Source organism: Cupriavidus sp. CuC1 (assembly GCF_044627735.1).
Taxonomy (GTDB): domain Bacteria; phylum Pseudomonadota; class Gammaproteobacteria; order Burkholderiales; family Burkholderiaceae; genus Cupriavidus; species Cupriavidus ulmosensis.
Map to the genome: position 1 here is coordinate 1 of NZ_JBIUHC010000140.1, position 26,280 is coordinate 26,280.

The 26,280-nt window shown below is 66.9% G+C and carries 26 protein-coding genes and 1 pseudogene; 17 read left to right on the forward strand and 10 right to left on the reverse strand.

What is annotated here, in order from left to right; translation table 11 throughout:
• From ACGLHR_RS39530 to ACGLHR_RS39555, 6 genes are all read left to right on the forward strand, one after another.
• On the forward strand, positions 1-429 hold a 429-nt coding region (locus tag ACGLHR_RS39530; RefSeq protein WP_400100999.1), incomplete at its 5' end, for a BCCT family transporter.
• Between the two features lie 74 nt (positions 430-503).
• Positions 504-1,625: an aromatic ring-hydroxylating dioxygenase subunit alpha gene (locus tag ACGLHR_RS39535; protein ID WP_400101001.1), complete on the forward strand. Its 1,122-nt coding sequence runs from the start codon at positions 504-506 to the stop codon at positions 1,623-1,625.
• 15 nt (positions 1,626-1,640) lie between these two features.
• Entirely contained in the window at positions 1,641-3,089 is a 1,449-nt protein-coding gene (locus tag ACGLHR_RS39540) for an NAD-dependent succinate-semialdehyde dehydrogenase (protein ID WP_400101003.1), read from the forward strand.
• A gap of 46 nt (positions 3,090-3,135) precedes the next feature.
• Positions 3,136-4,104, forward strand: a complete 969-nt coding sequence (locus tag ACGLHR_RS39545; protein WP_400101005.1) for a PDR/VanB family oxidoreductase — start codon at positions 3,136-3,138, stop codon at positions 4,102-4,104.
• A gap of 85 nt (positions 4,105-4,189) precedes the next feature.
• A complete protein-coding gene (locus ACGLHR_RS39550) occupies positions 4,190-5,272 on the forward strand; it encodes a porin (RefSeq protein ID WP_400101007.1) in 1,083 nt (360 codons plus the stop codon).
• Positions 5,273-5,507: 235 nt separating this feature from the next.
• Positions 5,508-5,759 carry a hypothetical protein gene (locus ACGLHR_RS39555; RefSeq protein ID WP_400101009.1) on the forward strand — a complete coding sequence of 84 codons (252 nt, stop codon included), beginning with the start codon at positions 5,508-5,510 and terminating at the stop codon, positions 5,757-5,759.
• 33 nt (positions 5,760-5,792) lie between these two features.
• On the opposite strand, the gene ACGLHR_RS39560 is transcribed toward ACGLHR_RS39555, so the two are convergent.
• Positions 5,793-6,536 carry an SDR family oxidoreductase gene (locus ACGLHR_RS39560; RefSeq protein ID WP_318233979.1) on the reverse strand — a complete coding sequence of 248 codons (744 nt, stop codon included), beginning with the start codon at positions 6,534-6,536 and terminating at the stop codon, positions 5,793-5,795.
• Between the two features lie 209 nt (positions 6,537-6,745).
• Entirely contained in the window at positions 6,746-7,657 is a 912-nt protein-coding gene (locus tag ACGLHR_RS39565; RefSeq protein ID WP_400101011.1) for a LysR family transcriptional regulator, read from the reverse strand.
• 248 nt (positions 7,658-7,905) lie between these two features.
• On the opposite strand from ACGLHR_RS39565, the gene ACGLHR_RS39570 reads away from it, so the two are divergent.
• From ACGLHR_RS39570 to ACGLHR_RS39580, 3 genes are all read left to right on the forward strand, one after another.
• Positions 7,906-8,640, forward strand: a complete 735-nt coding sequence (locus ACGLHR_RS39570) for a DNA/RNA non-specific endonuclease (protein WP_318233977.1) — start codon at positions 7,906-7,908, stop codon at positions 8,638-8,640.
• 112 nt (positions 8,641-8,752) lie between these two features.
• Positions 8,753-9,472, forward strand: a complete 720-nt coding sequence (locus ACGLHR_RS39575; RefSeq protein WP_400101013.1) for a dienelactone hydrolase family protein — start codon at positions 8,753-8,755, stop codon at positions 9,470-9,472.
• Between the two features lie 285 nt (positions 9,473-9,757).
• The gene (locus ACGLHR_RS39580) at positions 9,758-11,299 is read left to right on the forward strand and encodes a fatty acyl-CoA synthetase (RefSeq protein WP_400101015.1); all 1,542 of its coding nucleotides are present in this window, start codon (positions 9,758-9,760) and stop codon (positions 11,297-11,299) included.
• An 18-nt stretch (positions 11,300-11,317) separates the two neighbouring features.
• On the opposite strand, the pseudogene ACGLHR_RS39585 reads toward ACGLHR_RS39580, so the two are convergent.
• The 3 genes and pseudogenes from ACGLHR_RS39585 to ACGLHR_RS39595 form a co-directional block, all read right to left on the reverse strand.
• A pseudogene (locus ACGLHR_RS39585) lies at positions 11,318-11,440 on the reverse strand (type 1 glutamine amidotransferase domain-containing protein); the annotation flags it as partial.
• Between the two features lie 58 nt (positions 11,441-11,498).
• Positions 11,499-12,176, reverse strand: a complete 678-nt coding sequence (locus ACGLHR_RS39590; protein WP_400101017.1) for a glycine zipper 2TM domain-containing protein — start codon at positions 12,174-12,176, stop codon at positions 11,499-11,501.
• A 188-nt stretch (positions 12,177-12,364) separates the two neighbouring features.
• The gene (locus ACGLHR_RS39595; protein ID WP_400101019.1) at positions 12,365-12,817 is read right to left on the reverse strand and encodes a MarR family winged helix-turn-helix transcriptional regulator; all 453 of its coding nucleotides are present in this window, start codon (positions 12,815-12,817) and stop codon (positions 12,365-12,367) included.
• Positions 12,818-13,020: 203 nt separating this feature from the next.
• Here ACGLHR_RS39595 and ACGLHR_RS39600 point away from each other — a divergent pair, with 203 nt between their 5' ends.
• Together ACGLHR_RS39600 and ACGLHR_RS39605 are read left to right on the forward strand one after the other, a co-directional pair.
• A complete protein-coding gene (locus ACGLHR_RS39600; RefSeq protein ID WP_400101021.1) occupies positions 13,021-13,590 on the forward strand; it encodes a YggT family protein in 570 nt (189 codons plus the stop codon).
• A 199-nt stretch (positions 13,591-13,789) separates the two neighbouring features.
• Positions 13,790-14,068, forward strand: coding sequence for a hypothetical protein (locus tag ACGLHR_RS39605; RefSeq protein ID WP_400101023.1), 279 nt, complete (start codon positions 13,790-13,792; stop codon positions 14,066-14,068).
• A gap of 157 nt (positions 14,069-14,225) precedes the next feature.
• Here ACGLHR_RS39605 and ACGLHR_RS39610 read toward each other — a convergent pair whose 3' ends face one another.
• Positions 14,226-15,155 (reverse strand): LysR family transcriptional regulator, encoded by a 930-nt coding sequence (locus tag ACGLHR_RS39610; protein WP_150991598.1) that lies wholly within the window; start codon positions 15,153-15,155, stop codon positions 14,226-14,228.
• Positions 15,156-15,296: 141 nt separating this feature from the next.
• Between ACGLHR_RS39610 and ACGLHR_RS39615 the strand changes: the two genes are divergently transcribed.
• On the forward strand, positions 15,297-16,145 hold the full coding sequence (locus ACGLHR_RS39615; RefSeq protein WP_400101025.1) for an IclR family transcriptional regulator: 849 nt from the start codon (positions 15,297-15,299) through the stop codon (positions 16,143-16,145).
• A 13-nt stretch (positions 16,146-16,158) separates the two neighbouring features.
• Here ACGLHR_RS39615 and ACGLHR_RS39620 read toward each other — a convergent pair whose 3' ends face one another.
• A complete protein-coding gene (locus ACGLHR_RS39620; protein ID WP_400101027.1) occupies positions 16,159-17,043 on the reverse strand; it encodes a phytanoyl-CoA dioxygenase family protein in 885 nt (294 codons plus the stop codon).
• A gap of 192 nt (positions 17,044-17,235) precedes the next feature.
• Here ACGLHR_RS39620 and ACGLHR_RS39625 point away from each other — a divergent pair, with 192 nt between their 5' ends.
• From ACGLHR_RS39625 to ACGLHR_RS39645, 5 genes are all read left to right on the forward strand, one after another.
• Positions 17,236-18,156 carry an AAA family ATPase gene (locus ACGLHR_RS39625; protein WP_400101029.1) on the forward strand — a complete coding sequence of 307 codons (921 nt, stop codon included), beginning with the start codon at positions 17,236-17,238 and terminating at the stop codon, positions 18,154-18,156.
• Between the two features lie 6 nt (positions 18,157-18,162).
• A complete protein-coding gene (locus ACGLHR_RS39630) occupies positions 18,163-19,209 on the forward strand; it encodes a DUF58 domain-containing protein (protein WP_400101031.1) in 1,047 nt (348 codons plus the stop codon).
• Positions 19,206-21,233, forward strand: a complete 2,028-nt coding sequence (locus tag ACGLHR_RS39635; RefSeq protein WP_400101033.1) for a DUF3488 and DUF4129 domain-containing transglutaminase family protein — start codon at positions 19,206-19,208, stop codon at positions 21,231-21,233. The genes ACGLHR_RS39630 and ACGLHR_RS39635 overlap by 4 nt, the downstream gene beginning before the upstream one ends.
• Before the next feature lie 115 nt (positions 21,234-21,348).
• Complete coding sequence (locus ACGLHR_RS39640) at positions 21,349-21,837, forward strand: MarR family winged helix-turn-helix transcriptional regulator (RefSeq protein WP_400101035.1); 489 nt, start codon at positions 21,349-21,351, stop codon at positions 21,835-21,837.
• Complete coding sequence (locus ACGLHR_RS39645; protein ID WP_400101037.1) at positions 21,834-23,408, forward strand: MFS transporter; 1,575 nt, start codon at positions 21,834-21,836, stop codon at positions 23,406-23,408. The genes ACGLHR_RS39640 and ACGLHR_RS39645 overlap by 4 nt, the downstream gene beginning before the upstream one ends.
• Before the next feature lie 232 nt (positions 23,409-23,640).
• On the opposite strand, the gene ACGLHR_RS39650 is transcribed toward ACGLHR_RS39645, so the two are convergent.
• The 3 genes from ACGLHR_RS39650 to ACGLHR_RS39660 form a co-directional block, all read right to left on the reverse strand.
• Positions 23,641-23,958, reverse strand: coding sequence for a hypothetical protein (locus ACGLHR_RS39650; RefSeq protein WP_006164639.1), 318 nt, complete (start codon positions 23,956-23,958; stop codon positions 23,641-23,643).
• 249 nt (positions 23,959-24,207) lie between these two features.
• Positions 24,208-25,671: a DegQ family serine endoprotease gene (locus tag ACGLHR_RS39655; RefSeq protein WP_400101038.1), complete on the reverse strand. Its 1,464-nt coding sequence runs from the start codon at positions 25,669-25,671 to the stop codon at positions 24,208-24,210.
• A gap of 163 nt (positions 25,672-25,834) precedes the next feature.
• Positions 25,835-26,137 (reverse strand): GIY-YIG nuclease family protein, encoded by a 303-nt coding sequence (locus ACGLHR_RS39660; protein ID WP_400101040.1) that lies wholly within the window; start codon positions 26,135-26,137, stop codon positions 25,835-25,837.
• Positions 26,138-26,280 lie beyond the last annotated feature (143 nt).

Genomic DNA, 26,280 nt, shown 5'->3' on the forward strand with positions numbered 1-26,280 from the left:
GTGAAAAATAGGCGGCACATCAACCATACAGTGGGAAGTCTTGCCGCTTGTGCGGTTAGTACTTCAGCAGCCTGCTATGCCGTGGCCGCCACCACCACGCGCAATCTGCGCGAGGGCGAAGACCCCGCGCCGGGCAGCCGCGTGTTCTGGTGCGTGCTGCTAACGCTGGTACCGTTGGCCATGCTGTTTACCAAGGCATCGCTCGAGACCATGAAGACCGCCGTGGTGCTGACCGCGATCCCCTTCCTGGTGATCCTCGCCATCAAGCTATTCGGCCTGTTCCGCTGGCTGCTGCAAGACTACGGCAACGTGCCCGCGCATGACATCGAAGCCGGGTTCGTCCCCATCCGGAATGCCGGCGCCCGGGCGTGCGACGGCCGGCCTCCCGAAGCCTTGCCGCGCGACCAGTCCGCTACCGCGACGCTTTGAAACGCCGGCCCGGCAACGGGCTTTCTTTTTGCACAATTTGTTAAACACTGATTAACGGTTAACCATCATAGATCATGAAGAATATTGCTCCGCTCGCACCTGAGTTCTGCGCCGACCCCGAAAACGCATGGACCCTGCCCAAGTCGTACTACACCAACGAGGCGGTCTTCGACTTCGAGAAGGAAAAGGTCTTTGCCAACAGCTGGATCTGTGTCGCCCACCGCAGTGAACTGGCCCAGCCCAACGACTACATCACGCGCCAGGTCATCGGCGAGAACATCGTCGTGCTGCGCGACCGCGACAACGTGCTGCGCGCTTTCTACAACGTGTGCCCGCATCGCGGCCACGAGCTGCTCTCGGGCAGCGGCCGCGCCAAGAACGTGATCACCTGCCCGTATCACGCCTGGACCTTCAAGCTCAACGGCGACCTGGCCCACGCACGCAATTGCGAGAACGTCGCCAACTTCGACAAGGACAAGTCCAGCCTGGTGCCAGTCAAGGTCGAGGAGTACGCCGGTTTCGTCTTTATCAACCTCAACCCGGACGCCGGCACGGTGGAGGAGCAACTGCCGGGCTTGCAGGCTCGCATGCGTGAAGCCTGCCCCGTGATCGACGACCTGCACCTGGGCGCGCGCTTCGTGACCGAGACGCCGGCCAACTGGAAGAGCATCGTCGACAACTACATGGAGTGCTATCACTGCGGCCCCGCGCACCCCAGTTTCGCGGACTCGGTGCAGGTCGACAAGTACTGGCACACGCTGCACGAGAACTGGTCGCTGCAGTTCGGGCATGCCAAATCGTCCGAGAAATCGTTCAAGCTCGACGAGTCGGTCAAGGACCCGAGCTTCGCCGGCTTCTGGGCGTGGCCTTGCACGATGTTCAATGTGCCGCCCGGCGCCAACTTCATGACGGTGATCTACGAGTTCCCGGCCAGCGCCGAAGTCACCCTGCAGCACTACGAGATCTATTTCCTCAACAAGGAACTGACCGAAGAGCAACAGAAGCTGGTCGAGTGGTATCGCGATGTGTTCCGGCCCGAAGACCTGCGCCTGGTTGAGAGCGTGCAGCGCGGCCTGAAATCGCGCGGCTATCGCTGCCAGGGTCGCATCATGGTCGACCAGCAGCGCAGCGGTATCAGCGAACACGGCATCGTGCATTTCCATCAAAAGATGGCCAAGCAATACCAGCCCGCCTAAGCCAAAGGAGCCAGCATGAAACTCAACGACGACACGCTGTTCCGGCAACAGGCCTTCATCAATGGCCGCTGGTGCGATGCCGCGTCCGGCGACACGGTGGCGGTACTCGATCCGGCCCAGGGCGAACAGGTCGGCACCGTGCCGCAAATGGGCGAGGCGGAAACCGTCGCCGCCATCGAGGCAGCCAACGCCGCGTTGCCCGCCTGGAAGCAACGCACCGCCAAGGAGCGCGCCGGCTTGCTGCGCAAGTGGTTCGAGCTGATCCTGCAGCACGAGCACGACATTGCCGCACTGATGACGCGCGAGCAAGGCAAGCCCCTGCAGGAAGCACTGGGCGAGGTCCGCTATGCCGCCTCGTTCATCGAGTGGTTTGCCGAAGAAGCCAAGCGCCTCTATGGCGACGTCATCCCCTCGCCTGCGGCCGACAAGCGGCTGGTGGTGGTGCAGGAGCCGATCGGTGTCTGCGCGGCCATCACGCCGTGGAATTTCCCGGCCGCGATGATTACCCGCAAGGCCGCGCCGGCCCTCGCCGCCGGCTGCACCATGGTGGTCAAACCCGCGAACGAGACGCCGTTCACCGCGCTAGCGCTGGCCGAGCTGGCCTTGCGGGCCGGCATTCCCCCGGGCGTGATCAACGTTGTCACCGGTGACGCGGTCGCCATCGGTCGGCAACTGACCAGCCATCCGCTGGTGCGCAAGCTGTCGTTTACCGGCTCGACGCCCGTGGGCCGCCTCCTGATGGCGCAATGCGCCGGCACCATCAAGAAGGTCTCGCTGGAGCTTGGCGGCAACGCGCCCTTCATCGTCTTTGACGACGCCGATGTCGAAGCCGCTGTCGAAGGCGCCTTGCAGGCGAAGTACCGCAATGCCGGGCAGACCTGCGTGTGCGTGAACCGGCTGTACGTGCACGACGCGGTGTACGACCGCTTCGTCGAGCTGTTCGCTGGCAAGGTGGCCGCGCTGCGCGTCGGCAATGGCTTCACCGCGGGCAGCGAGATCGGTCCGTTGATCACCCACAAGGCCGTGGCCAAGGTCAGCGAACTGGTCGACGATGCCATCAGCAAAGGCGCGCAGCTGCGTATCGGCGGCCGGCCCCATGCCGCCGGCAAGCAGTTCTTCGAACCCACGGTGCTGACCGAAGTGATGCCCGGCATGCGCGTGCTCGACGAAGAGATCTTCGGGCCGGTTTCGCCGATCGTGCGCTTCTCCTCCGAACAGGATGTGGTGCACATGGCGAATGACACCATCTATGGCCTGGCCGCCTATTTCTACAGCCGCGATATCGGCCGCGTCTGGCGTGTCGCCGAACAGCTCGAGTACGGCATGGTCGGCATCAACACCGGGATGATCTCCAACGAAGTCTCGCCGTTCGGCGGCGTGAAGCAGTCGGGCCTGGGCCGCGAAGGCTCGCGCTACGGCATCGACGACTACCTGGAAAAGAAATACCTGTGCATGGCGCTGTAAGCCCCGTACGGGAAAGATACCGAGCATAAGGAAAGAAGGAAGCAGCATGGGCAACCCCTACCAGTCGATGCGCGTCACCGTCACCCGCATCGAAGACGTCACGCCCCAGATCAAGCGCTTCACGATGGCGCTTCCGGAAGGCGGCCCCATGCCGGGCTTCACCGGCGGCGGCCATGTCATCGTGCAGATGGAAGACGGCGGCCAGCGCTACAGCAACGCGTATTCGCTGATGAACTCACCCGAGGACCGCAGTTGCTACCAGATCGGAGTGCGGCGCGAGGAACGGTCCAAAGGCGGCTCCGCCTTCATGCACGACAAGGTGCGCGCTGGCGACACGCTGACCATCACCACGCCGAACAATATGTCCGCCTTGCGCGAGGCAGCGCGGCACCACGTCCTGATTGCCGGCGGCATCGGCATTACGCCTTTCATGTCGCAACTGCACGACCTGCGCCGGCGTGGCGCGCGCTACGAGCTGCACTACGCCTTTCGCAGCCCGGAGCATGGGGCCTTTCGCGACGAGCTTGCCAGCGCGCCGGATAGCGACCGGTTCCGCTTCTATGTCGACAGCCTGGGCCAGAAGCTTGACCTGGCCGCGCTGCTGGGCAACCTGCAGGACGACGCGCATGTCTATGTGTGCGGCCCGCAGCCGCTGATAGGCGCCGTGCAGGACGCAGCGGCGGCACATGGAGTTTCAAAGGACCGTGTGCACTGGGAGCAGTTCGCCGCGGCGCCGCAAAACGGCGACGCCTTCTCGGTGGTGCTGGCGAAATCCGGCAAGACCGTGGAGGTAGCCAGTGGCGAAACCATCCTCAAGGCCATCGAACGCGAAACCGCGGCAAGTGTCGAGTGCCTGTGCCGGGAAGGGGTGTGCGGAACCTGCGAGACCCGCATTCTGGAAGGCGAGGCAAAGCACTGCGACCAGTACCTGAGCGACGACGAGAAGGCCGCCCAGAAGACCATGATGATCTGCGTGTCCCGGGCCAAGGGGCCGCGGATCGTCCTCGACCTGTAGTTACCACAACCAGTACCCGCCAAGCCGGGGATGACACCCGGCTACCAGGCAAATCGACAGAATCGACGGACCGGAGGAGACATCGATGCACAAGACAGCCTTGCGCTGGCTGCTTGCGGGAGCCCTGTTGCCCGCCGCCGGCAGTATCCACGCGCAATCCAGCGTCAACCTGTACGGCGTGATCAGCACCGCCGTGCGCTACACGAGCAATATCGACGGCTTGCACCGCGACCAGGCAGAACTGGTATCGAGCGGCATCGGCGGCAGCCGCTGGGGCCTGAAGGGCGAGGAAGACCTGGGCGGGGGCAACAAGGCGGTGTTCCTGCTGGAAAACGGCTTTGGCACCGACAACGGGATGACCGCTTACAACGCGCTGTTCGGCCGGCAGGCCTACGTCGGCCTCGCCACCGCATGGGGCAGCCTGACCTTCGGCCGCCAGTACAACGCCTTGAACAACGTGGGCTGGAGCTTCAACCCGCTGGACCAGAGCTGGGGCAATTTCTGGTCCGACCCCTTGTACCTGGGCGGCGATATCTTCTTCCAGGACTACCGCATCAACAACAGCGCGGTCTACAAGGGCACCCTGGGGCCGGTGACGGTGCAACTGGACTACGGTTTTGGCGAGCAGGCCGGCAGCACGAGCAAAGGCCAGACCCTCGGAGGCGGCATCATGTACCAGGGGGGGCCGCTCGCGCTCGGCGTGTCCTACGACCAGCGGCGCACGGCCAACGGCGCCAACACCATCCGCAACTGGTCGGCGGGTGGCTCGTACGCCGTTGGCAAGTCCACCCTCTACCTGGGGCATATGGGTCGCCGCGAGGATGCTGGCGCCGCGCGCTTCGGCATCTACTTTGCCGGACTCGGATACCAGGCCACGCAGGCCTTGCACCTGTCGGCTGCGTACTATCGCTACCAGCAAAGCGGCGGCGTCACCACGCAGTTCCAGGCCACTCCCCGGTGGCTCGGGGCCGGCTCGGCGCACGCCATTGCGGCGGTGGCGGATTACGCGCTCTCCAAGCGAACCAGCCTGTTCCTGGAAGTCGATGCGATGAAGGCGCGCGGCGGCGCGGTGGGGCGCGAGACGGAATATTGGGGAGGCAGCCCCGTGACAGCGGCCGGCGGCACGACGCGGGTCGGCGTCATGCTTGGCATGCGGCAGATCTTCTGAGGATGCGATGCCAGCCAGGCCCTCGCGCTCGGCTGGCCCGGCGCGGCGCAGGGGGGCGGTGTTCACGCTGGCAAGGATCATGCCATCGCCCTCGCGCCACCTGGCTGCCGTTGAGGATTCGTTGCGATGTGTTGCCAAACGCGTTAAACGCACGCATGCACCGAGAAAGTGTTTGTCCTTTCCGGCGCATACGTTCTACCTTACGAGTGTGCGCCCTGCCTTTCCGGAGACCGCAATGGCAATCCGTTCCACCGCATCACACAGCACCGCGCAGTTGCGACGGCTAGTCGGCCAGTTGCAGGCCGAGGTCGACTCGCTTGATCACCTGGCGATCTTCGACGCCGAGACCCAGACCGCGCTGGGCCAGGCCCGCGACCGCCTCACCCAAGGCATCGAGGCGATCGAAGATGCCATCCAGAGCCTGCGCACCCTGCAGCAGGTGCGCCCCTCGGGCATGCGCAGCCGCAAGACGCCGCGCGCTGCCTGATCCACAGGGACGCGGCCTCATTGTCCGAATCGCTCAGAATTCCTGCACGGTCGGGCGCAGCACAATCTCGTTGATATCCACGTCGGCCGGCTGCTCGATCGCATAGGCGATGGCGCGGGCCACCGAATCGGCCGGGATGGCTTGCTGGTAGAACTCGCCCACCACCTTGGCGCTTTGCGCGTGGGAGCTGCCCAGCTTGAGCTCCGAATCGACGGCGCCCGGCGAAATCACCGTGGTGCGGATCGCCCCCCCGGTTTCATGGCGCAGGCCTTCGGAAATGGCGCGCACAGCGAACTTGGTACCGCTGTACACCGTGCCGCCCGGGCTGAACACCTTCACGCCCGCGACCGAGGCAATATTGATAAAGTGCCCCGCGCCCTGCTTCTGGAACACCGGCAGCGCAGCGGCAATGCCATACAGCACGCCCTTGACGTTGATGTCGATCATGCGCTCCCATTCCTCGACCTTGGCCTCGCTCATGGGGGCAATGGCCATGAGGCCCGCGTTGTTGATCATGACGTCGATGCGGCCGAAGCTGGCTATGGCCTTTTGCACCAAGGCCTCGACATCGGCGCGCCGGCTCACGTCGGCGACCACCACTTCCACCTTGCCGCCCTTGGCGCGGATCTCGGCGGCCAGGGTTTCCAGGCGGTCGCCGCGACGCGCGGCGAGCACCAGCGAGGCGCCCGCCGCGCCCAGGTGACGTGCGGTGGCTTCGCCCAGCCCGCTGCTTGCGCCCGTGATGACTACAACCTTGCCTGCGATGTTCGTGCTCATTGTTCACTCCGGAAAACTGCAGGCCCGTTGCCTGCCGACCGAAGTGATTATGTTGGCGCCAGCGATCAATAAAAATGGAAACGTTCTGATTTCAGTATTCCATTTTTTGGAATTTACCAGATGGCAGCTCACGGCTCATAGCCAACTGTGCCCGGCGGCCGTATCCCGCGGCGCCACGCATTCAAGCCCGCGGGTGACGGGAAGCGCGCTCAGCGCGCCGGTACTGCGTCCTTGTCGCCGAAGTAAGCCACCAGCGCATCGAACACCAGCCGGATACGCATTGGCACCGGGCTACGGCGCGAGCGGTAGATGTACAGGCCCCACGGCGCGGGCGCGAAGCGGTCCAGCACGCTGACCAGGCGGCCCGTGCGCAGATGGGGCTGCGCGAGATAGTCCGGCAACTGCCCGTAGGCGAGCCCGCAGAGGATCGCCTCCATCTCGGTCTCCGGGTCATCGGTGAGAAAGGCTGGCGCGCGCGGGTTGAACTGCTCGCCCTGGGCGAAATACCACGGCCACGCACGGCCGCTGCTGCGGTCGATCAAGCCCGTGGTGGGCAGCGCGGCGAGTTGGGCCAGGTCGGCCGGCTTGCCCACGCGCGCCACCAGCTCCGGCGTGCCCACGACATGGAAGCCCACCCGCGTCGTCATGCGCGCCACCAGCCGCTGGTCGCGGAACATGCCCAGGCGCAGGCCGATGTCGATCTCGTCGTCGACCACATCGGCAACCTGGTCCGAGAGCCGGATGTCGAGCGTGATGCCCGGATGCGCCAGCGCTACCTCCCGCAGCGCCACCAGCAGATGCTGCCGCCCAAGCGTGCTCGGCGCGGTAATGCGCACGACGCCCTTGAGCTCCGTGTCCGAGCGGCTGGCCGGATGAGCGAACAAGCTGTCGACATCGACCAGCGCCGCGCGGGCGCGCTCGGCCAGTTGCTCGCCGGCGGCGGTGATGCGGATCTGGCGGGTGTTGCGGTGGAACAGCGGCTCGCCCACGGCTTCCTCGAGATCCTTGACTGCGCGCGTGACCGTTTGCGGCGACGTGCCCAGCCGCACCGCCGCGGCCTTGAACGAAGCCGACTCCGCTGCCGCGCAGAAGATCCTCAGCATTTCCAGCCGGTTGAGCATGGTGGTATGCGCCGTGGAGATGCAGGCGCGTGGTGATTATGCAGAGCGCGATTATAGAAGCAGCCGCGGCACTGAATGAGAACTGTCGCATTGACGCGCTGGTCTATGTAGGTTGCGCGTCGTTTCGCATCGCGTTTCTATCTGGCAGAATGCCCGACGCCCGCGCGCGGCCTGCGCCGTCTGCGCCACGCGCGCGATCGGCTCTTCTCGTCTATTCCATCTGCAAGTTGTAAGGATTCATTTCTCGCATGAAGAAGTTTTTTTTCTCGGTGGCGCTGTGCCTGGCATCTGGCATGGCCAGCGCTTCCGGCGGCTTTTCCCAATGTCCTCAATTCTTCGCGCAAAGCGCGGCCCCCAAGGCACCGAGCTCGGCCGAGCTCAAGCTGCGCCCGCTCTGCTATGACGCCTTTGCGGTCATGCACTCCGGCCGCAGCAAGACCCCGCTGTACGTAGCCGAGCGCCTGTCGCGCGCGCAGCTGATCGACGCCAGGGACGAGGCGCGAACCAATCGCTTCTTCTCCGATGCGCGCCTGCCCCGCGCGGAGCGGGCGGAACTGGACGACTACAAGGGCAATGAGGGCCTGGACCGTGGCCACATGTCGCCTGCCGCCGACCAGCCGACCGCGCAAGCCATGTCGCAGTCGTTCACGCTTGCCAACGTCGTGCCGCAGTACAGCCAGAACAACCGCAAGGCGTGGGCTTCCATCGAAAAAGCCACGCGCAAGTACGCCATGCGCGCGGCCGGCGACATCTATGTCATCACGGGCCCGGTCTTCGATGGCAACGTCCGCACCATCGGCAATGGCAAGGTCTGGGTCCCCACGTATCTCTACAAGCTCGTCTACGACCCGTCGACCAACCGCGCCTGGGCGCACTGGATCGAGAACTCCGATGCCGCCCGGCCGGGCAAGCCGATCTCCTATGGCGAACTGGTGAAGCGCACCGGCATCGAGTTCCTGCCTGGCATCCAGCCGGCAAGTTGATCCGCCAGGCACGCCGGGCTGCGGCACGCCCGGCACGTCTGCCCGGACAGTGGCACACTTGTGGTCTGCCGGATCTTTGTCCTCCCTATCAAACTCAATGGAGCAAGCCACCATGCCGAACCACAGCAAAAGCCAATGGATCCGCGTTGAAACCGAAGGCGGCGCCTTCGACGCCTACCTGGCCCTGCCGCCCACGGGCAAAGCCGCCAATGCCCCGGGCATCGTGCTGGTGCAGGAAATCTTTGGCGTCAATGAGCATATTCGCGCGGTAGCGGACCAGTACGCCCTCGACGGCTACGTGGTGCTGGCGCCCGACGTGTTCTGGCGCCAGGCGCCGCGCGTGGAACTGGGCTATGCGGGCGCGGACATGGCGCGCGCCATGGAGTTGCGCCAGAAGGTGGATGTGGAGCTCGCGGTGAAAGACATCGCCGCCACCGCCAAGGTATTGCGCGGCCAGCTCGACGCGGGCGCGAAGATTGCGGCGGTGGGCTACTGCTTCGGTGGCCTGATGGCCTACCTGAGCGCCGCGCGCGGCCTGGTCGATGCGGCGGTTCCTTACTATGGCGGCGGCATCCAGAACAACCTGCAGGAAGCCGCCAATATCAAGGTGCCGGTCCAGTTCCACTACGGCGCGCTCGATGCCCATATCCCGGCGGATGCCGTCGAGAAGGTGCGCGCGGCCGTGGCCGGCAACCGCCAGGCGGAAATCCATGTCTATGCCCAGGCCGATCACGGCTTCAACTGCTGGGCGCGCGGCTCGTATCATCAGCCGTCCGCCGTGCTGGCCCACGGCCGTGCCCTGACCTTCCTGGCTGGCGTGCTGTCCGCCTGAGCCAGCTGCAGCCATCGGGCTGCACACTCGCGCCACGGCCCAACCGAGGCGCGGGGCCTCGCTGTTATCTTCCCCTTGCGCCGGGCGTCCTGCCCGGCGTCTCCCACCCTCCCCCCACGCCAGGGCGGCTTGCGCCGGCGCCGGCCCACTCGTATGCTGGCCCCTCGAACGCCAACGCCGCAGCCATGCCATCGTGCTTGCGCCAGGGATGCCATGACGCAACCCAGCCCTGCGGAAATCGGCTCTCAAGACTTGCTGGACCCTAAAACCATAACGGAGACCACCATGCAGTCAGAGCAGCAGCGCGTCCTGCGCAATACCATCCCCGATGCCCTCGCCCGCGCGGTACGGCGCAGCCCCGACAAGGTGGCGCTGCGCTTCGGCGAACGCAGCTGGACCTATCGCGAGCTCGAGGCCGCGGCGGCCAGCGTGGGCGCCGCGCTGCAGCGGTGGGGCCTGCGCCCCGGCGACCGCGTCGCGGCGTTCGGCAAGAATTCGGATGCCTACGTGCTGCTGTGGCTGGGCTGCCTGCGCGCCGGGCTGATCCATGTGCCGGTGAATTTCTCGATGACGCGCGGCGAGGTCGAGTACATCGTCGCCCAGTCCGGCGCCAGCGCGCTGTTCGCCGACCCGGCGCTGGCCGCGCACGTCGACGGGCTACCCTGCCTGCTGCTGGGCAGCCTCTACGGCGGCGGCGAGCGCGACGTGCTGACGGCGGCCAAGGGCCCTGCCGGGGAGATCCTCGCCACGCTCGACGATGCCATGCCAGCGCAGATCCTCTACACCTCCGGCACCACCTCCGCGCCCAAGGGGGCGGTGCTGACGCATCGGGCCTTGCTGGCCGAGTACATGAGCGCCATCGCCACGTGCGACATCAAGGCGGAGGATTACTCGCTGGCCGCGCTGCCGCTCTACCACTCCGCGCAGATGCATGTCTTCCTGATGCCGCTGCTGCTGATGGGCGGCAGCATCCTGCTGGCGCAAAGTCCCGAGCCTGGCTTCTGCCTGCGCACGGTGCACGAGGCCGGCATCACCAGCTTTTTTGCGCCGCCCACCGTATGGATTGCGCTGCTGCGCCACGCGGACTTCGATCCTCGCCAGCTGGTCTCGCTGACCAAGGCCTATTACGGCGCGTCGATCATGCCGCTGCCGGTGCTGCTGGAACTGCGCGAGCGCCTGCCCGCGCTGGGCTTTTTCAACTGCTACGGACAAAGCGAGATCGGCCCGCTGGCCACGGTGCTCGGCCCCGAGGCGCACCGCGAGCGGCCCGCCTCGGCCGGGCGGCCCGTGCTGAATGTGGAAACCCGCATCGTCGACGAGAAGATGCGGGACGCCAAACCCGGCGAGCTCGGAGAGATCGTGCACCGCTCGCCGCAGTTGCTCACCGAGTACTGGGACAAGCCCGAGCAGACCGCCGAGGCCTTCAGCGGCGGCTGGTTCCACTCGGGCGACCTGGGCTATATGGACGAGGACGGCTATCTCTATGTGGTCGACCGCATCAAGGACGTGATCAATTCCGGCGGCGTGCTGGTGTCCAGCCGTGAGGTCGAGGAGTGCCTGTACCAGCATGAAGCCGTGGCGGAAGTCGCCGTGTTCGCGCTGCCGCATCCCAGGTGGGTGGAGGCCGTGGCGGCTTGCGTGGTGCTCAAGCGCGAGACGCGCGCCGAGGAGGATGCGCTGCTTGCCCATGCCCGCGCCGCGCTCGCCCCGTACAAGGTGCCCAAGCGCATCGTGTTGGTGACCGACCTGCCGCGCAACACCGCCGGCAAACTGCTCAAGCGGCAATTGCGCGAGGATTACGCGGGCTTGTTCGGGGCGGGCTTGTAGACGCGGGCTTGTAGACCATCAAGGCTTCAGCAATCTCAGCAAGGCCTCGGCGGCGGCCGCCGAGGCGGGATTCTGTCCGGTCACGAGCCGCTGCGCCGCCAGCGCGTAGCTCTGCCAGTCGGCTGCCTTGCTGTAGTTCCCGCAGCCGCCTCCCCGCCCGGGAACCCTTACACAATAGAAGATCCCGGCAACCCCATCCTCAGTAAGGCATTGCCACGCCGTTCTGCACCTTGACCCGGTCGCCGTTGCGCAGGTTGTACGGCGTCGACTGGGTCAGCGTGAGGTAGCCATTGTCGGTGGTGCGCACGCGGATGCGGTACGCGGGCGGTGCCGTGTTGGTGCGCTTCTCCACCTCGTTGCCAGCCATCGCGCCGACCACCGCGCCGCCGATGGTCGCCACCGTGTTGCCGCGGCCGCCGCCCACCTGGTGGCCGAGCAGGCCGCCCACCATGCCGCCGATCAAAGTGCCGGCAACGCCGCCACTTGCCGGCTGTCCCGGCAACATCTCGATGGATTCAACCTGGCCATAGCGCACGCCATAGGCGTCGTTGCCGTAGGCGGCTTGCGGCTGGCTCGCCTGGGGATAGCCGGCTTGCGGGTAGCCCTGCTGGGGATAACTCTCTTGCGCCGGCACCTGCGGGTAGCCGGACTGGGAATAGTCGGCCTGCGGGTAGGCCGGTTGCTGGTAGCCCTGCTGCGGATAGGCCACGGGATAAGCGCCGCTCACCTGCGTGCTACTGCCGTACGTGCCCGAATTGCCGTAGGCCCCGTAGCCACCATACCCACCGCCATATGGCGCGGTCACGCAGCCGGCCAGGGCGCCCGCGGCAAGCAAGGCAAGCGCGCCGGTACGAAGGGGAAAAGAAGGGAAAGGCATCGGGAGAACTCCTGCGGTAGCAACGCGAGTGGGAATGCGCGCGAGTCTAGTGCCGCAGGAGCGGCTCGGGTGTCACCGAGGCTTGTGATTGGTAACTGCCTGTAACGGGGAGCGCCTGCCGGGTTAAAAAAGCGCTCTTGCCCGCTGCAAGGGCGCGTCAAGGGCGCTTCAGTGGCGCATCAGGGCGTTCAGGCGCGCTCCGCGCCATCGTCGTTGAAGGCTGTAAGGCGTGCCACGCGGAAGGTGCCGCGCAGCGATTCCAGCTCGCTCCGGTGCAGCATGGCCAGCCGGTTCAGGAAGCGCTCGCCCTTGGCCATCAGGTGGACCTCGACAATGCGGCGGTCATCCGGGTTGGCCTTGCGCTTGACCAGGCCGGCCGCCTCGCAGCGGTTGACCAGCGCGACCACGCCGTGCTGCTTGGCCTGCAGCCGCTCGGCGAGTTCGCCGATCGATGCCCAGTCCTTGCCGGCGCAGCCGCGGATATGCAGCATCAGCAGGTATTGCTGCACGGTCAGCCCTTCGTTCTGGGCGGCATCTTCTGAAAACCGCAGGAAACGCCGCAGTTGGTAGCGAAAATCGGAGAGTGCCTCGAAATCCTGCTTGGCAAGCGGGGATTGGGATGCGGCAGGCTGACGGGTCATAAGGGGGCAGCGTCCAGGCGCTGGGGAACTTGGCTCGACGCTCATTATAGGGGCTGCCCCCGGCAGTTCCGCAGACGTGCGGCAATGCCAGGTTCATGAGCCAGGCCAGGGTTTCGACCTGTGCCGATGCGGGTATGGCAGAATCTGTGCGTTCGCAGACACTCCTGACTGCCGACATCACACTTCCACCGGAACCGAAACCGATGTTCACGGAAATCGCCCTTTTCCTGCTCGATACCGTCTTCAGCTTGTTCGGCATGGCGCTGCTGCTGCGCCTGTGGATGCAATGGACACGACTGCCCACGCGCAACCCCGTCTCGCAAGGCGTATTCCAGGTCACCGACTGGCTGGTGCGGCCCTTGCGCCGGGTCATCCCCGGCCTTGGCGGCATTGACTGGGCCACCGTGATCGGCGCCTGGCTGACCGCCCTGGCGTTCCTGCTGCTGGTGCTGCTGGTCTCCAGCGCCGATCCGCTGGCCTACCTGCCGCTGATCCTGCTGATCGCCTTGCTCAACGTGCTGAAGTGGGGCATCAGCATGGTGATGTGGGTCACGCTGCTGATGGCGATCCTGTCGTGGGTCAACCCGCACTCGCCCGTCACGCCCGCCATCAACCACCTGACCGAGCCGCTGCTGCGCCCGATCCGCCGCGTGCTGCCTCGCCTGGGCGGCTTCGATATCTCACCGCTGGCGCTCTTTGTGATCGCACAGATCCTGCTGATGATCATTGCCCGCCTTGGCGCGGGATTGTTCGGCGCGCGTTTCGGCCTCTGAAGGCCTCTGAAGGCCTCTGAAGGCCTCTGAAGACCCGTCCGGCAAGGGATGCCGGCAGATGCCCCGGGTTCAGGCCCGGGGCATTGTCCATGGCGGCGAACAGTGTTTTGGTGATTGACGCTTTTTCCTAGGCAGCTGGAGGCATACATTACAGCCAACGTGGAACACACCACGACATGCCCGAAGGAAGAAAAGCATCATGAAGACCCTCGCACAACCCCGCACCCTCGCCGTTTCCCTCCTCTGCGCCATCGGCCTGTCGATGGCCGCCGCCTCGGCGCACGCCAGCACGCCGGTTTCCGACCTGGCCCGCCTCGATGGCAGCATCGGCCGCACTGTCGACGCGTTCACCGACGGTGCCCGCAGCGGCCCGCGTGACGCGTTCACCGATGGCGCCCATGCCGGCCCGCGCGACCCGTACACCGACGGTGCTCGTGGCGTGAACGAGCCCCGCAGCAGCTTCAGCGACGGCGCCTGAGCGCAACCTGGCATTCGCCAGGGATGGAAGAGACAGTTAGTTAGTGTTAGTTAGTCAGCAAGTGCTCACAGTGTGAGCAGCATTGTCAGCGCGGCAATGGGCAGGCCTGCCAGCCGCCCACCCCAACCGCAATGCCCCCCCACAGCCGCGCCAGCCCTCACGGGCCGGGTGCGGCTGCGTCGTTTCGGTCCTGCAGTTCGGAGGCCATCATGGCTTCCACCGCCTCCATGAAGACACGCACCTTGCGCGGCTGCAGCCGGCGGTCGGGCAGCAAGGCAAAAACGCGCAGCGGTGGCGGCGGGTAGTCAGGCAACACCTTCACCAGCCGCCCCTGGGCAACTTCCGCCTCGCAATAGATCAGCGACAGGCGGGCAATGCCAAGGCCGGCCAGCGCGCCCTGCAGGCGCAGTTCGGCGTTGGCGGTCTGCATGCGCGGCCGGATCGGTACCGCCACGCGCTCGCCGTCGCGGGTGAACTCCCACATGCCGTCGCCGGGCGTGGTCAGGGTCGGCAGGTTGGCCAGGTCTTCGGGCTGCAGTTGCAGCGGCAGGCCGGCTGCCAGCGCCGGCGCCGCGAACAGGCCGCGCTCCACATGATAGATACGCCGCGCCACCGTCCCGGAATCGGGCAGGTCGGCATCGACCGCGACAAAGGCGACGTCGAATCCGTCACGGATGGGATCGACCATGCCTTGCGAAATCTCCACCTTCACGTCCAGCGCAGGGTGGGCCGCGAGCGTACGGCAGATCACGCCGCCCAGCTGCTGGGCGCCAAACTCATACGGCGCGGCGATGCGCAGCACGCCTTGCACCCGCTCCTCGCGCGCCAGTGTTTCCTGGCGGATCTCACGCAGCCTCGCGAACAAGGGCGCCACGTCGCGGTACACGGCGCTGCCGGCATCGGTCAGGCGCATGCGCCGGGTAGTGCGCTGGAGCAACTTCGAGCCGATGGCCGACTCGAGCCGAGCCACCGCTGCCGAGACCCGGGACTTGGGGCAGTCGAGCTGCTCCGCCGCGGCCGTGAAAGTGCCTTGCTCCACCACGCAGCAGAAGGCTTCCCAATCGTTCCACTGGATTGTCTCGTTCACCAGGCGATGTTTCCTTTACAAGCTATGTTTCCCAAACGCGCGCCATTATGCGCGCAGCGGGCGCGCCACTGGCGCGCGCCCCGCATTTCCTCTACCCTTTCGGCCTTTCCGTGTGTATTCGGCAATCAGCCGAACCAACCGATGGCCAGCCCTGCCGCTCCCGACAATTCCGACCGCCCGGCCACGGATGCTTCCGTGCCGCCCGACGCCGCGCCGGGCCCGGAGAAGCCGAGCGATACCTATGTGCAGTCTTTTGCACGCGGGCTCTCGGTCATCCGTGCCTTTGACGCGCAGCACCCCGCCCAGACGCTGAGCGAGATCGCGCAGGCCAGCGGCCTGACCCGCGCCGGCGCGCGGCGCATCCTGCTGACCCTGGTCGGCCTGGGCTATGTGCGCGCCGATGGCCGCTTGTTCCGCCTGACGCCCAAGATCCTCGACCTCGGCTTTGCCTACCTGACCTCGATGCCGTTCTGGAACCTGGCCGAGCCGATCATGGAGGCCTTGTCGCAGGAAGTGCACGAAAGCTGCTCGATCTCCGTGCTGGACGGCACCGAGATTGTCTACGTGCTGCGGGTGCCGGCGCGCAAGATCATGACGATCAACCTGTCCATCGGCAGCCGGCTTCCGGCCTATTGCTCGTCGATGGGCCGCGTGCTGCTGGCCGGCCTGCCGCTTGAGGAGCTCGACCGCGTGCTGGGCGCCAGCGAGCTGCGCGCTCGTACCAGCCACACCGTCACCGATCCCGCCGAACTCAAGGCCATCATCGCCGGCATCCGCGTGCGCGGCTGGGCGCTGAACGACCAGGAACTGGAAGAAGGGCTGGTCTCGCTGGCCGCGCCGATCCGCAACCGTGCCGGCCAGGTCATCGCCGCCATCAATATCAGCGGCCAGGCTAACCGCACCAGCGCCGACGACATGGCCAGCAACTTTCTGCCGCCGCTGCTGGCCGCCTCCGAGAAAATCTCGAACCTGATCAGCTTGCGGACCTGACGCGCCGCCCCGGTCAGGGCGTGGGCGTTGCCGGCGCGGGCAGCTCGACGCTGCCGAACTCGGCCGAGCGGGTGCCCGGCATCGGATGGTTGCTGGCACCGTGGTAGGCGAAGGCGACCGACAGCTTGACCGCTTCGGAGACGTTCTGGCCGGCGCTGTGAAACAGCCGGCTGTCGAACAGCAGCACGTCTCCACGCTCCAGGGCCAGCGGCCGCACGCCTTGCAGCATGGCCTGGCTGGCCGGATGCGACTCGATCAGGAATTCCGCCGCATCGAGCTGGCCGGGTTCGAGCGCGACCGTGTGCGAGCCGGGAATCACGCGCAGCACGCCGTTGCTCTCATCCTCGCGGCCAAGCGCCAGCCATACCGTCACCAGCTCCGGGCTGGCAAACGACCAGTAGCGGGTATCGCGATGCCAGCCAGTCTGGCTGCCATAGTGCGGATGCTTGGTCATCACGCAGTTGTGGTGGGCGAGAGTCAGGCGCACCGGCTCGCCCAGCAAGGTCGCCACCACCTGCGTCACCGCGGGATCGGCGGCCCATGCACGGAAGGCGTCGTCGCGCCCGTAGGCCTGGCGCAAGCGCCGCACCGTGGCCCCTCCGGCCGCGTCGCGGCTTGCGGGCGCGCCGGGATAGCCTAGCTCGGCTTCATATTCGACCGGCGCGACCGCCGCGGCCAGTTGCGCCCGCGCGACCTGCTCGAGCTGGTCGCAGACCGCGGGCGGGGCAAAGCCGCGCAGCACGATATAACCGTCGGCATGAAAGGCGCGGTTGAGTTCGTTCAAGTCTGCAGCGGTCGGGGCGATGGCCGCAGGGGTGGCCAAAGCGGTAGAAACCGTGGAAGCCGTGGAAGCCACTTTGGAAGCGGCACCCGGCGGGACAGCAAGCGGGGAGTTCATTGCAGCGGATGAAGGGTTGGCTGGGCCGACAGCTTCGATAATGCCAGAAGCCGGGCGAATCGGCGCGCCCCGCGTATGTTGCGTGCCCATTGCGTGCCCATTGCGTGCCCATTGCGTGCGCAAACAGACTGTTCTCGCGTGCATGCACGCCGCTACAATGGCCGGGTCCTCCTTCCGACCCGCAGGCTTCACGTGACAGCTCGCCCACGCATCGTCGCATCGCTCCCCGAAGCGGAAGCCCAGCTTGGCCGCATCGTCCTGGGCAAGCCCCGGCAGATCCGGCTGGCGCTGGCCTGCATGCTGGCACGTGGCCATCTGCTGCTGGAGGACCTGCCGGGCGTGGGCAAGACCACGCTCGCCCACGCGCTGGCGCGCACGCTCGGGCTGCAGTTCCAGCGCGTGCAGTTCACCAGCGACCTGCTGCCCGCCGACCTGATCGGCGTCTCCGTCTTCATGCGCGACAGCGCGGAATTCCGCTTCCATCGCGGCCCGGTCTTCGCGCAGGTGGTGCTGGCCGACGAGATCAACCGCGCCACGCCCAAGACGCAGAGCGCCTTGCTGGAGGCGATGGCGGAGGGACAAGTCACCCACGACGGCGTCACCCACGCCTTGCCGTCCCCGTTCTTCGTCATCGCCACGCAGAATCCGCTGGACCAGATCGGCACCCATGCCCTGCCCGAATCCCAACTCGACCGCTTTACCATGCGCTTGTCGCTGGGCTATCCCGATCCGGCCTTCGAGCGCGTGCTCTACCTCGGCGGCGCGGCGCCCGCGGCCGGCACGCCCGTGATGGATGCCGAGCAGGTGGCCGCGCTGCAGCAGGCCGCGGCCCAGGTCTATGCCGGCCCGGCGTTGGTGGACTATGCCCTGGCCCTGGTGCAGGCCACGCGCGCGCACTCGGCCTTTGCCGCCGGGCTGTCGCCGCGGGCGGGCCTGGCGCTGCTGGCCTGTGCGCGCGCCTGGGCGCTGCTGCACCAGCGCGATAGCGTGCTGCCCGAAGACGTGCAGGCGGTCTTCGTGCCGGTGGCGGGCCACCGGCTGCTGCCCTGCGGCGGGGCCGGCGGTGGCCAGGAGGCACTGGCCCGCCTGCTGGCCACCGTGGCCATTCCCTGACGCCCGATGCCGCGCAGCCGGCCGTTCCCTGCGCCGCGCACGGCATCCCCGGCCGCGCCTGACCCCAAGTGGCTGGCATGGGCTTCGCCACCCTGGCTCAAGCGCCAGCGCGCACCCCGGCAAGGCGTGGTAACGCTGGACCGCCGTCACCTGTACATCCTGCCCACCCGGGCGGGCGTGGGCTTCGCGGCCTTGCTGATGGCCATGCTGCTGACCTCGCTGAACTACAACATCAGCCTGGGCTTCGCCCTCACCTTCGTGCTCGGCGGCATCGGCATGGCCTGCATGTGGCAGGCCTACCGCAACCTGCTCGACATGACGGTGGCCGGCGCCAGCGCGGCGCCAGCCTTTGCCGGCGATCCGGCCGCATTCAGCCTGCGCATCTCAGGCAGCGACGCGGGGGTGCGCATCGGCGTGGATGCAAGCCTGCCGGCCCAGGCCGCAACGTTGCCGGCCAGCCTGAGCCTGGCCCGGGACGCCACCGGCCAGCTGACCTTGCACCTGCCCACCAGCCAGCGCGGCTGGCTGGCGCTGCCGCGCGTCACGCTGTCGAGCCGTTTTCCTCTTGGGCTGTTCCGGGTGTGGAGCTATGCCGACCTGCCGCTAGCCGCGCTGGTCTACCCAAAGCCCGAGCCTGGCGCGCCGCCGCTGCCGTTTGCCGCGCAGCCCGACGACGATGGTGCGGCATCCCTGCCCTCGGACGACGGCGTGGATCAACTGCGGCGCTATCGCAGCGGCGATCCGCTGCATCGCATCGCCTGGAAACATAGCGCGCGCACCGGCCGCTGGGTAAGCCGCACCGGCGAGGCCGGCAGCCTGCCGACCTGCTGGCTGGACTGGCAGGCCCTGCCGCAAACACTCACCAACGAGGCGCGGCTGTCGCGCCTGTGCGCCTGGGTGGTGGCCGCGGGCGACACCATGGAAATTGGCCTGCGCCTGCCCGGGGTCGAGATCCCGCCCGGCCGCGGCGGCGCGCATCGGCGTGCCTGCCTCGAGGCGCTGGCGCTGTGGCCGGGACGCGCCGGGCAACCCGCGCCGGAAGGCTCGCGGTGAAGATGCCACCGCGCCCCCTTGCACACGAAGAGCACGGCCTGCTGCTGGGCCAGCTGGCACTGGTGCTCGCGCCGCAAGCGCGCAGCATGCCGGTGACCATCAGCGTCTTGCTGGTCTTGCTGATGGGTTGGCGCTGGCTGTTGTGGCGCCAGCGCGCGCCGTTGCCCTCGCGCCTGATGCTCGGGCTTATCGCGGGGCTGGTGATGCTGGTGGCCGCGGCGCTGGTCTGGCAGGCCGGCGGCAACATGGGGCGCGACCTGTCGGTGGCGCTGCTGGGTGCCTTCGTCGTGCTCAAGCTGCTGGAGTGCCGGGTGCTGGCCGATGCCACGCTGGTGACCCAGCTTTGCTTTTACCTGCTGCTGAGCCTGTACCTGTTCGACCAGCCGTTCTGGCTGGCCTTGTACAGCCTGGCCATCGCTGCCTGGCTGCTGCGCAACTGGCTCTTTCTCGGGCATCCCGAGGCGCGCGGCTATCTCGCCGTGTGGCCGTTGCTCGGCCGCCTGACGCTGATCGGGCTGCCCTGGGCACTCCTGCTCTTTTTCCTGTTCCCGCGCCTGGATCGCCCGCTGTGGCGCCTCCCGCAAGCCGAGACCGTGGCCACCACCGGCATCAGCGACACCATGAGCCCGGGCAGCGTGAGCCGGCTCACCCAGTCGACCGAAGTCGCGCTGCGCGCCGACGTGGAAGGCGGCCCCTTGCCGGCCAGTGCCCTGTACTGGCGCGCGCTGGTGCTGTGGCAATTCGACGGCCAGACCTGGCGGCCATCTCCCATGCGGCAGCGGCGCGCGCAGCCGGCGCCGGGCTTGCCGGCTGCCGATGACATCGCTGCAGATGCGGGCCCCGGCGCGACGATTGGCAAGGCCTTGGCGAACGGCATCGTCAACTACAGCATCACGCTGGAGCCCAACCAGCACCCGTGGCTGTTCCTGCTCGACCGTGGCCAGGCGATTGCCCCCGGCGCCGGCGCGGTGATCAATGCCGACGGTGAGTTTTTCACGCGCGACCCGGTCGACCGGCGCCTGCGCTACCGCGCGCGTTCGGCCCCGGCCGTGGCGCAACCGCTCGATCCGGCGACGCGAGAGCTGGCGCTGACATTGCCGCCGGGCAACCCGCGCACCCGTGCGCTCGCCGCCGAGTGGGCGGAGCAATACCCCGATCCCGCCCAGCGGGCGCGGGCCGCGCTGCGACTGTTTGCCGCCGCGCCGTTCAGCTACACGCTCTCGCCTTCGCCGCTTGGCCGCGAGCAGGTCGACAGTTTCCTGTTCGACACGCGGCGCGGCTTTTGCGAGCACTACGCCAGCAGCTTCGTGTTCCTGATGCGCGCGGCCGGCGTGCCGGCGCGGGTGGTCACTGGCTATCTAGGCGGCGAGTACAACCCGATCGGTGGCAACTACATCGTGCGGCAGGCCGACGCCCATGCGTGGGCGGAAATCTGGCTCGAGGGGCGCGGCTGGGTGCGCGCCGATCCCACCAGCGCGGTGGCGCCAAGCCGGGTCGAGCGCGGCATCGACGCCGCGCTGGAGGCCAGCGAGATCGAAGCGCTGCGCGCGATGCGAGACCCAGGCTGGCTGCGGAACCTGCGCTGGGGCATGGATGGCATGGTTTACACCTGGCAGCGCTGGGTGTTGCAATTCGATCGCGGCCAGCAGGCCCGGCTGATGCAGCAGCTCGGCATCGGCGACAGCGTGCCGCAGGTCCTGCTGGGCGGACTGGCGGCGCTCAGCCTGCTGGCGCTCGTGCCACTCGTGCTCAGGCGCCGCCGGATCGATCCGGTGCAGGCCGCCTACGCACGCTTCTGCCGTCAGCTGGCACGCCGCGGTTGCGTGCGCGCGCCGTCCGAAGGGCCGCTGGATTTTGCCGCGCGGGCCGCTCGCGCCCTCCCGGCTGCCGCGCTGGCCGTGCAGGATTTCAGCAATCGCTACACCCGGCTGCGCTACGGCCGCCTGGCGCCGGCACAGCGCTCGGCCGAGCTTGCCGGGCTGCGGCAAGCGCTGCGCCGGCTCTGCCGCCACCTCGCGCGCTGAACCGGGTGGACGCCGAGGGACGTCATCGCCTTGACTTGTTTCAGATGATATAATTACGTTTGTAATTACATTGCCGGGCCGGACCTGTTGCCCCGGCATCACCTGACTGCCCGCCATGTCCTTCGAAGACCGCATCGACCGCTTCTGCGCAAGCCACCCGGAAGCGCCGCGCGACCTGATCCTGGCTTCCCGGCTGCTGATGCGCACCGCACGCCTGCTGCGCAGCCACATCGATCGCGCACTGGCGCCATTCGAGCTGGACCTGCAGCAATACCTCGCCATCAGCCTGCTCGCCACCGACGACAACCAGCCCAGCCTGCCGTCCGAGCTCGGCATCACGCTCGACGCCACGCGCACGCAGATGACCCGGCTGATGGACGGGCTCGAGACGCGCGGCCTGGTGCGCCGGCGCGCCTCGGCGCAGGACCGCCGCAGCACCGAGCTGGTACTGACCGCCGCCGGCCACCGCATGCTGGAGCGCACCGCGCCAGCCGTGCACGCGGCCTACGCCGAGGCCTGGGGGCCGGTAGGCGAAAGCGGCCTGGCCGCCTCCACGCGCGCGCTCAACCGCATGCACCAGAACCTGCTGACGCTGGAACCATGAAGACAGTGTCCGCCTTGCGGCCGCTGCGGCTCGGGCTGCGGTGGCTGCGCCTGCTCAGCCATCGGCAGCGCCAGACGCTGGTGATGCTGCTGCTCGCGCTGGCCACGTCGGTGGAGTTCCTCGAGAACATCATGTTCGTGTTCGCGTCGAGCCATATCGTTGGCGGCGTCGATGCCGATCCGCGCAGCTTCGCCCTGGTCCAGGCCGCGTACGCGGTGGGCAGCATGTTGATGATCCTCAAGCAGCAATGGCTGGCGCAGCGCTTTGGCTATCGCTACTACCTCACCGGCGCGCTGCTGATCTTCATGGCCGGCACGCTGGCTGCCGCCACCAGCCATTCGCTGCCGCAACTCGTAGGCGCGCGCTTTGTGCAGGGCGTGGGCGGCGGAGCGCTGTTTACCAGCTGCCGCATCCTGGTCAATGTGATGTTCGCGCCGGCCGAGCGGCCGCGCGCTTCGCGCATCTTCATGCTGGGGATCTTTGCCGCATCCGCGCTGGCGCCCGCCATGGCGGCGGAGCTGATCGAGCGCGGCGTGTGGCAGGACGTGTTCTACGGCGTGTTGCCATTCGCCGCGCTGGCAACGCTGGGAGCATGGCTGCTGCTGCCGGACGCCGAGCCGCGCGAAGACGATCCCGGCCCCGCGCTGGGCCCGCTGCTGCTGTTCGGCGCGGCCGTGGTGACCTTGCAGGCCGCCATGACGGAGGCGCGCTTCGATATCTTCTCGCACCCGCTGCGGCTGGCGCTGATCTGCGCGGCGGGCGTCGGCCTGCTGTTGTGGTTCCTCTGGCAGCAATGGCATCACAGCACACCGGTGCTCCATCTGCGCGCGCTGCGCAATCCGGTCTACCTGACCGGGCTGGCCATGTACTTTGCCTACTACCTGATCAGCAACCTGAGCGGCTACGTCTTCCCGATCTACGCCGAGCAGGCGCTCGGGCTGCCGCTGGCGACCACCGGCTGGCTCAACACCTTCGCCGCCACGGTCAGCTTGGCCGGGATCTTCGTCTACCTGCGCGTGGCCCCGAAGCTGCCGCACAAGAAGCCGCTGATGGCAAGCGGCCTGCTGCTGATGGCCGGCGCTACGTGGTGGTTTTCGTCGATGCCGCCCAACGCCGGCCCGTCGGCGCTGGCGTGGGGACTGGTGGGCAAAGGCCTGTTTGGCGTGATGGTCATCATCCCGATTGCCGGCCTGACCTTCCGTTCGCTGGCAGGCGACGACTTCGCCCACGGCTACCGCAGCAAGAACCTGCTGCGCCAGATTGCGGCTTCGTTCGCGTCCGCGCTCGGCGCCGTGCTTTTGCAGAACCGGCAGTTCGCCGTGCATACCAGCCTGACCGGCGCCATTGGCCAGCACACGGCGCAGACGCAGCAGTGGATGGCCACGGCCCAGGCGGCCTTGAGCGCGCGCGGGCTGGATCCTGGCCACGCCTACCAGGCCGCGCTGGCGCAGCTTGCCAGCCTGGTGGACACACAGGCCAGGCTGATTGCCTGCGAGGATCTGTATCGGCTGATCGCGGTGCTTGCCCTGACGGCTGCCGTCTTTATGCTGGCGCAACGCCGTCTCGATTGAAGCGCGCTTGCGGCAAGACTGGGAGTTGGGTGCCGGGGAGCGGGCTGATCTGTCCGCCGCACTGGCTACGCTGTATCGGCCCGAGGGGCTGGAGCAGCGCGTTGGATCTGGTAAATCTGGCTGGATGTGCCTGGCATGCCGGAGCGGAGCGCTCCTGGGAGTCGCGGCGCGGGGCGCGCGCGGCTGTCGCTCTATCGCGAGAGCGTCGGGTCGACTAGTGATTCGGCTCTAGTCAGAACAGGGCCAGCTGGCGCATGCCAAAGCCGATGGTTTCTTCCACGCGCATGCGGGCGTGAGCGAGCGAGCCTTCCGCGCCGGAGTAGTTGCCTGCGGCCCAGTGGTAGACCACCGGCATGTCGCCGCGATCGGACAGGCGAACTTCGCCCAGTTTCTCGCCGCGCTCATTGCGGTAGAAATGCGAACGGTAGCCGCGCTCCCAGTGCGGGGCTTCGGCTTTCTTGCGCCGGCGTGGGGTGGGCGAGGCTTGCGGCAGGCGCCGCGCTCTCTCGGTACCCGTGGTCGCGGACGCGCGGGTGAAATCCAACTGCATAGACTTCCTTGTGTCATCGAGTCTGCAGGACAATGTCGCATTAATGGCCAAGGATGGTCAAGGCCGTTGCTGCGTGTCCTGCTTCGCAGTCGAGATGATACCTGTTACCGCGCGTTCTGGCAGCCCTATTGCACTGGAATTCGGCGTCCACTAAGGCTTGGCGGGCCGATACGTATACCTTCGTACCGGCCCGCCTGCCATTAATGCCGCGGTTAACTCAGTGGGTTAACTTCGCGGTTAACTCCGTGGTTAACCCAGGTCCAGAGGGATAAAGATCCGGGCATCGTCGCGTTGCACCAGCAGTGCCACCTGCTTGCCGGACTTCGCCACCAGGGCCCGCAACTGCTCCGCCGAGCTGATCGGCGTGCCGTTGATGGACAGGATGACGTCACCCGCCTGGATGCCCACCTTGGCTGCCGGCCCGGCAACATCTTCGACCACCAGCCCGCCTTCGATCCCGCTGTCGCGCTTCTCCGTCGGGCTCAGCGGGCGAACCGCCAGGCCAAGCTTGCCGCCGGCGTCATTGGCGGGATTCTTGCCGGCGACTGCCGCATCCTTGGCCTTGCCGATCTTCACCGTCAGCGTCAGGGGCTCGCCCTTGCGAATCACCTTCAATGAAGTCTGCGTGCCCGGCGCAATGTCGGCCACATGCTCGGGCAAGTCGCCCGAGTGGTCGATCACGTCGTTGCCAAGCTGCACGATCACGTCGCCCGGCTTGAGGCCAGCCTTGGCGGCCGGGCTGTCCGGCTCCACCGAGTTGACCAGCGCGCCGCTGGGCTTTGGCAGCCCGAACGATTGCGCCAGGGCCTGGTTGACCTCCTGCACACCGATGCCGAGACGGCCGCGCGTGACCTTGCCATGCGCCACCAGCTGCGCCTGCACCTTGGTGGCCACGTCGATGGGAATCGAGAAGGACAATCCCTGGTAACCGCCGGTCTGGCTGTAGATCTGCGAATTGATGCCGATCACCTCGCCCCGCTGGTTGAACAGAGGGCCACCCGAGTTGCCGGGGTTGACGGCGACGTCGGTCTGGATGAACGGCACATAGGTGTCATCGGGCAAGGAGCGCGATTTCGCGCTGACGATGCCGCCGGTGACGGTATTCTCGAAGCCATAAGGCGAGCCGATGGCGAGCACCGGCTCACCCACGCGCACGCGCGAGGGGTCGCCCAGGCGCACAGTCGGCAGATCCTTGGCATCGATCTTGATCACCGCCACGTCCGTCTGCGCATCCGCGCCCAGCACCTTGGCCTTGAATTCGCGACGGTCGGTGAGTTTCACCGTCACCTCCTGGGCGCCATCCACCACGTGCGCATTGGTCAGGATCAGGCCATCGGGGCTGACGATAAAACCGGAGCCAAGGCCACGCACCAGTTGCTGCTGGCCATTCTGCGGCCCCTGGAATTGCGGGCCAAAGCGCTTGAAGAACTGGAACAAGGGGTCATCCGGGTCCATGCCCTGCGGCACCTGTGCCGAGGTGCGCTGGGCGCGCGCCGTGACACTGATATTGACCACTGCCGGACCGTACTGGTCGACAATGCTCGAGAAATCGGTGGGCGCGGCCACGGCCAGCGGCTGAGCCGGGGCCGTCACGGGCGCCTGAGCGGCATATCCCGGCGTGATGACTTCCTTCTGCAGATAGGTATACCCCCCGGCAAGAGCGGCCAGGGCAGCAATACCAATGGCTGAGCGTGCAAGCGTCTGGCGAATCATGGCGATGTTCCTTTCTTGGTTACCTAAGGCGTCCGGGCTGTCTGGACGCGACAGGACCATCCTAAAGGCCGATCCTTAAACCAGGCTTAAGGAAGCGTAGAAGGCACTGCCGGGATCAAGAAGGGCGCCGCCGATGCGGGGCGGTCAAGGTGCGGGGGGATGCTTAAGCAGGAGCGGCGCCCTGGGCTTGGGTCATCTCTGTCGCCAATTGCACGCAAAAGATCCGCTTCTGCGCGGAAGTCAACCGCTTCGCCGCTGCTTCGGCCTTTGAAGCTTCCGAGCGATTCTCGAAACGCTGCCAGCCCAGGATCCGGATGGGCTTGCGCGATCGCGTATATTTAGCGCCCGTTCCTGCCAGATGCTGTGCGAAGCGCCGCTCAACATCCGTGGTAATACCGGTGTAGATCGTGTTGCCCTCGCATTCGAGCAGGTAAAGAAACCACGGGGTTTCGCCGTCGGCTGGCATTCGGATTGAGTTAAAGGAGCGCGAGAAGGTGGCCGGAACAGCAATTATGCTTGCTGCCATCACTTTTCGCCGCCACAAAAGCAAAACCCCCCAGTACTTTCGTACTGGGGGGTTTCAAGGGAGAGCCTGGCGATTACCTACTT